Below are 6,127 nucleotides of genomic sequence, written 5' to 3' on the forward strand. Positions count from 1 at the left end.
GCTTCGCTCGCTGTGGTCAGCTCGCGGCGGGACTTCCACCCACAAGAGTGCGCCCATGCTGGGCGCACCAAAAAAAGGGCGGCCCGCGAGCCGCCCTCCTCGATCGCCCGCAGGCGCCAGCTTACATCACTTGTCCAGCACGATGCGCAGCATGCGGCGCAACGGCTCGGCGGCGCCCCACAGCAGCTGGTCGCCGACGGTGAACGCGGAGATGTATTCCGGGCCCATCGACATCTTGCGCACGCGGCCGACCGGGATCGTCAGGCTGCCCGTGACGGCGGCCGGGGTCAGGTCGCGCACCGACGCTTCGCGCGTGTTCGGCACGAACTTCACCCACTGGTTGTCGTTCGCGATGATGTCGTTGATCTCGTCCAGCGGCACGTCCTTCTTCAGCTTGATGGTCAGCGCCTGCGAGTGGCAGCGCATCGCGCCGATGCGGACGCACAGGCCATCGACCGGAATCACGTTGGAGCCGTTGTGGCGACCCAGGATCTTGTTGGTCTCGGCGCCGCCCTTCCACTCTTCCTTCGACTGGCCGTTGCCCAGGTCCTTGTCGATCCAGGGGATCAGGTTGCCGGCCAGCGGCACGCCGAACTGCTTCGTTTCTTCGGCCGACAGGCCGTGCTGGGTGGCCAGCACGCCGCGGTCGATTTCCAGGATCGCCGAAGCCGGGTCGTCCAGCAGGTTCTTGACGGCCGAGTTGATGGTGCCGAACTGGGTCAGCAGCTCGCGCATGTGCTGCGCGCCGCCGCCCGATGCGGCCTGGTACGTCATCGACGTCATCCAGTCGACCAGGTCGTTCTTGAACAGGCCGCCGAGACCCATCAGCATGCACGACACGGTGCAGTTACCGCCGATGAAGTTCTTCACGCCGTTCACCATCGCGTCCTTGATGACGTTCAGGTTGACCGGATCCAGCACGATGACGGCGTCGTCGCTCATGCGCAGCGTGGACGCGGCGTCGATCCAGTAGCCGTTCCAGCCGCTAGCGCGCAGTTTCGGGAACACTTCGGTCGTGTAGTCGCCGCCCTGGCACGAGATGATGATCTCGCATTTCGACAGTTCGGCAATGTCGGTTGCGCTTTTCAGCTTGGTTTCGTTCTTCGCCATCTTCGGCGCATCGCCACCCGGATTCGAGGTGGTGAAGAACACCGGCTCGATGTGGGCGAAATCGCCCTCGTCCTGCATGCGCTGCATGAGGACCGAACCGACCATGCCGCGCCAACCAACCAGACCTACTAGTTTCATTTTGATCCCTCTTTTAAAAATGTTCCGCCCATGCCGGGCGTATTCCTGGTCAACCCAATGCGTTGACGACCGCGTCGCCCATCTGTTCCGTACCGACGCGCGTCGTGCCTTCCTCGTGGATGTCCGGCGTGCGCAGGCCCTGGGCCAGCACCTTCTTGACGGCGTTCTCGATGCGGTCGGCCTGTTCGGCCTTGCCCAGCGAGAAGCGCAGCATCATCGCGGCGGACAGGATCGTCGCCAGCGGATTCGCGACGCCCTTGCCCGCGATGTCCGGCGCCGAACCGTGCGACGGCTCGTACAGACCTTTATTGTTCGCATCCAGCGACGCCGACGGCAGCATGCCGATCGAGCCGGTCAGCATCGCGGCCGCATCGGACAGGATGTCGCCGAACATGTTGCCGGTGACGATCACGTCGAACTTCTTCGGCGCGCGCACGAGCTGCATCGCGGCGTTATCGACGTACATGTGTTCGAGCTCGACGTCCTGGTATTCCTTGTGCACGTCGGTGACGATGTCGCGCCAGAACTGGAACGTCTCCAGCACGTTGGCCTTGTCGACGCTCGTCACGCGGCGGTCGCGCTTGCGCGCGGCCTGGAACGCGACGTGGGCGATGCGGCGGATCTCGCCTTCCGCATAGCGCATCGTGTCGAAACCTTCGCGCTGGCCCGCGAACGGACCGTCCGGGCATTCGCGCACGCCGCGCGGCTTGCCGAAATAGATGTCGCCCGTCAGTTCGCGAATGATCAGGATGTCCAGGCCCGACACGACTTCCGGCTTCAGCGTGGAAGCGCCGGCCAGTTCCGGATACAGGATCGCGGGACGCAGGTTGGCGAACAGGCCCAGCTCCTTGCGCAGGCCGAGGATGGCCTGTTCCGGACGCAGCGCGCGCTCCAGCGAGTCGTACTTGTAGTCGCCGACGGCGCCGAACAGCACGGCGTCCGCGGCCTTCGCCAGCGCCAGCGTGCCTTGCGGCAGCGGGTGGCCGTGCGCGGCATAGCCGGCGCCGCCGACGTCCGCGCTTTCCAGTTCAAAGGACTCGCCCAGCGCGTTCAGCACCTTGACGGCTTGCGTGGTGATTTCGGGACCGATGCCGTCGCCCGGCAGGATGGCAATCTTCATGTTCTTGTTCTCGTTCAGATGGTGTTGGCGAGCCACGGCTGCGCGCGCAAGTGGCGCTCTTCGTAGGCGCGGATGTCGTCGGCGTGGCGCAGCGTGAGGCCGATGTCGTCCAGGCCGTTCAGCAGGCAGTACTTGCGGAAGTCGTCGATGGCGAATTCGAACGCGAGGTGGCCGTCCGGCGTGCCCACGGTCTGCTTCTCGAGGTCGATGACCAGCTTGTAGCCCGGGAACGCCTTGACTTCATTGATCAACTGGTCGACTTGCGCCTCGGTGAGGACGATCGGCAGCATGCCGCCCTTGAAGCAGTTGTTGAAGAAGATGTCGGCGAAGCTCGGCGCGATGACGGCGCGGAAGCCATACTGCTGCAGGGCCCACGGCGCGTGCTCGCGCGACGAGCCGCAGCCGAAGTTCTTGCGGGTCAGGAGGATCGACGCGCCGGCGTAGCGCGGCTGGTTCAGCACGAAGTCCGGATTGACCGGGCGCTTGCTGTTGTCCATGCCCGGTTCGCCGTGGTCGAGATAGCGCCACTCGTCGAACAGGTTGGGGCCGAAGCCGGTGCGGCGGATCGACTTGAGGAACTGCTTCGGAATGATGGCGTCGGTGTCGACGTTGGCCCGGTCCAGCGGGACCACCAGTCCTTCGTGTACGGTGAATTTATCCATGATTATTTACCGCCGGCGCCCGTGATCACCTGGCCGACTTTCTGCACGTCTTTGCCGACGCCGGAGATGGTGTTGCAGCCGGCTGCGGCGATTGCGATGAGGGCGAGAGCAACGATCTTTTTCATATCAGTTATAGTCAGTCGGGGTCAGAGCACACCCGTGAAAACCGTGCTCTGACCCCGAATTATCAGATTTTACGAACGTCCACAAAGTGGCCCGCGATACCAGCCGCCGCGGCCATCGCCGGCGACACCAGGTGCGTGCGGCCACCCTGGCCCTGGCGGCCTTCGAAGTTGCGGTTCGACGTCGATGCGCAGCGCTCGCCCGGTTCCAGGCGGTCGGCGTTCATCGCGAGGCACATCGAGCAGCCCGGCTCGCGCCATTCGAAGCCCGCAGCCTTGAAGATCTGGTCGAGACCTTCGCGTTCCGCCTGTTCCTTCACGAGGCCGGAGCCCGGCACCACCATCGCCAGCTTGACGTTCGACGCGCGCTGGCGGCCGCGCACGATGGCCGCGGCGGCGCGCAGGTCTTCGATGCGCGAGTTGGTGCAGGAACCGATGAACACCTTGTCGATGCGGATGTCTTCCATCGCGGTGTTCGGCTTCAGGTCCATGTACACCAGGGCTTTTTCCATCGCGTCGCGCTTGACGGGGTCTTTTTCCTTGTCCGGATCGGGCACGCGGCCGTCGATCGTCGTGACCTGCTCGGGCGACGTGCCCCAGGTCACCTGCGGACGGATCTCGGCGGCGTTCAGTTGCACGACGAGGTCGAACTTCGCGCCCGGATCCGAGTGCAGCGTGCGCCAGTACGCGACGGCCTGTTCCCACTGCGGACCCACCGGTGCGAACGGGCGGCCCTTGACGTACTCGATGGTCGTGTCGTCGACGGCGACCATGCCGGCGCGCGCGCCCGCTTCGATCGCCATGTTGCAGACGGTCATACGGCCTTCCATCGACAGCGAGCGGATCGTCGAGCCGCCGAATTCGATGGCATAGCCCGTGCCGCCGGCGGTGCCGATCTTGCCGATCACCGCGAGCACGATGTCCTTGGCGGTCACGCCGGCCGGCAGGTCGCCGTCGACCTGCACCAGCATCGCTTTCGATTTCTTCGCAAGCAGCGTCTGCGTGGCCATCACGTGCTCCACTTCCGACGTGCCGATGCCGTGGGCCAGCGCGCCGAATGCGCCGTGCGTCGACGTGTGCGAGTCGCCGCACACGACGGTCATGCCCGGCAACGTGGCGCCCTGCTCCGGACCGATCACGTGCACGATGCCCTGGCGCTTGTCGTTCATGTTGAAGTACGTGACGCCGAAGGACTTGGTGTTATTGTCCAGCGTCTCGACCTGCAGGCGCGAGGTCGGGTCGGCGATGCCGTGCGAGCGGTCGGTGGTCGGCACGTTGTGGTCGGCTACGGCAAGATTGGCCGAAGTGCGCCATAGCGGGCGGCCGGCTTCGCGCAGGCCTTCGAACGCCTGCGGGCTGGTGACTTCGTGGACCAGGTGACGGTCGATATACAGCACGGTGGTGCCATCCGCATCGGCACGCACGACATGCGAATCCCAAAGTTTGTCGTAGAGCGTTTTTAACATAATGAGTTGCGAAGTCCAGAGAAACGACCGCTACATGCGGGCATGGTCTTTGATTATGCCATATTTGTGCAATGCGGAAGCAATGCCCTTCGAGCACGATTATTCCAATGAACTCATCCGTATAAAAATTTTGTTCGGACCCATTTGCAGACGCACAAATAAAAAAAGCCCGCGCATTTCCTGCGCAGGCTTTTCGTAGCTTTGTGGCAAAAATGCTGCAACCCGCTTTTTACGCGGCCAACCTCACGGTGGTGCGGCAACCGTCCATCAGGAACGACAGGCCGACGACCAGCACGAGCGAGCCTTCCGCCGAACGTGCCGTGCCCGTGATGCCTTCGACGTTCAGGGCCGTCATCGGCTTGATCACCAGGTCGGCCGTGCCGTCGACGGCTTCCACCGCGATGATGTACGGCTGCGGGGCGTTGATGACGATGCCCACGCGCTCGACGCATTCCTCGTAGCCGAGCGACAGCGCCAGCGAACGCACCGGCAGCGGGCGGCCCTGGTCCTTCAGCACCGGGGCGCCGCCGACCTGCATGAAGGTCTCCGGCAGTTCGACGACGCGCTCGACCACCGCCATCGGCAGGGCCAGCTGCGCCCCCGACGTCGACACGAGCATGGTCGGCACGATCGACAGTTCGATCGGCAGGCGGATCGAGAACTTCGTACCGGTCCCCAGGTTGGAGTCGATGCGGATCGCGCCGCGGTTCTTCTCGACGGCCGTCTTGACCACGTCCATGCCCACGCCGCGGCCCGAGACCGACGACGCCACTTCCTTGGTGGAGAAGCCCGGCAGGAACACGAGCTGGTACGCCTCGTCGTCGCTCGTCGCCTGGTTCTCGGAAATGAGCCCCTTCTCCATTGCCTTCTTGCGCAGCTTGGCCGGGTCCATGCCGCGGCCATCGTCCTGCAGCACGATCATGACGCTGTTCGCTTCCTGCCACGCCTTCAGCAGGATGTAGGCCTTCGCCGGCTTGCCGTTGGCGACGCGGTCTTCGGGCGACTCGACGCCGTGGTCCAGCGCGTTGCGCAGCATGTGCACGAGCGGATCGTACAGGCTGTCCACGACGACGCGGTCGACTTCCGTCTCGGCGCCTTCGATGGTCAGCTCGACGTCCTTGCCCAGGTCCTTCGCCAGCTCGCGCACGAGGCGCGGGAATTTCTGGAACAAACGGCCCACCGGCTGCATGCGGGTCGCCAGCGTGGCGCGCTGCAGTTCGGCCGAGTAGCGCGACGCGCGCTCCAGCGTTTCCGTCAGCGTGGCCATCAAGGTGGCGGCCTGGCCCTCGAACTTGAACTGCGACAGGCGCTCCAGCAGCACGGCCGCCTGGTTCGCGGCCTGCACGGATTCGCCGGCCACTTCCAGCAGCGCGTCCAGCTTGACCGCGTCGATACGGATGCTCTCGTCCTTCGCGGGACCGGTGCTGGCCGGCTTGTTGTCGTTGCGGCGCTCGACGCCGTCCCAGCCCGGCTTGCCGGATGCGGCGGGCGCGGCGGCTTCCGCCGGCG

6 protein-coding genes are annotated in these 6,127 nt (G+C 64.8%); all 6 read right to left on the reverse strand.

Going from position 1 to position 6,127, the window contains the following annotated elements; all coding sequences use genetic code 11:
• Positions 1–126 precede the first annotated feature (126 nt).
• Positions 127–1,248 (reverse strand): aspartate-semialdehyde dehydrogenase, encoded by a 1,122-nt coding sequence (gene asd, locus ACEN88_RS22500; RefSeq protein ID WP_413343190.1) that lies wholly within the window; start codon positions 1,246–1,248, stop codon positions 127–129.
• A gap of 49 nt (positions 1,249–1,297) precedes the next feature.
• Entirely contained in the window at positions 1,298–2,368 is a 1,071-nt protein-coding gene (gene leuB / locus ACEN88_RS22505) for a 3-isopropylmalate dehydrogenase (RefSeq protein WP_413343192.1), read from the reverse strand.
• A gap of 14 nt (positions 2,369–2,382) precedes the next feature.
• A complete protein-coding gene (leuD, locus tag ACEN88_RS22510) occupies positions 2,383–3,030 on the reverse strand; it encodes a 3-isopropylmalate dehydratase small subunit (RefSeq protein ID WP_413343193.1) in 648 nt (215 codons plus the stop codon).
• A gap of 2 nt (positions 3,031–3,032) precedes the next feature.
• Positions 3,033–3,155 carry an entericidin A/B family lipoprotein gene (locus tag ACEN88_RS22515; RefSeq protein WP_258853401.1) on the reverse strand — a complete coding sequence of 41 codons (123 nt, stop codon included), beginning with the start codon at positions 3,153–3,155 and terminating at the stop codon, positions 3,033–3,035.
• A gap of 62 nt (positions 3,156–3,217) precedes the next feature.
• Complete coding sequence (gene leuC, locus ACEN88_RS22520) at positions 3,218–4,618, reverse strand: 3-isopropylmalate dehydratase large subunit (protein WP_413343196.1); 1,401 nt, start codon at positions 4,616–4,618, stop codon at positions 3,218–3,220.
• 229 nt (positions 4,619–4,847) lie between these two features.
• The coding region (locus tag ACEN88_RS22525; RefSeq protein WP_413343198.1) for a chemotaxis protein CheA at positions 4,848–6,127 on the reverse strand (1,280 nt) is incomplete at its 5' end.

This window comes from Massilia sp. CT11-108 (assembly GCF_047302915.1).
Lineage (GTDB): Bacteria > Pseudomonadota > Gammaproteobacteria > Burkholderiales > Burkholderiaceae_D > Telluria > Telluria orientalis.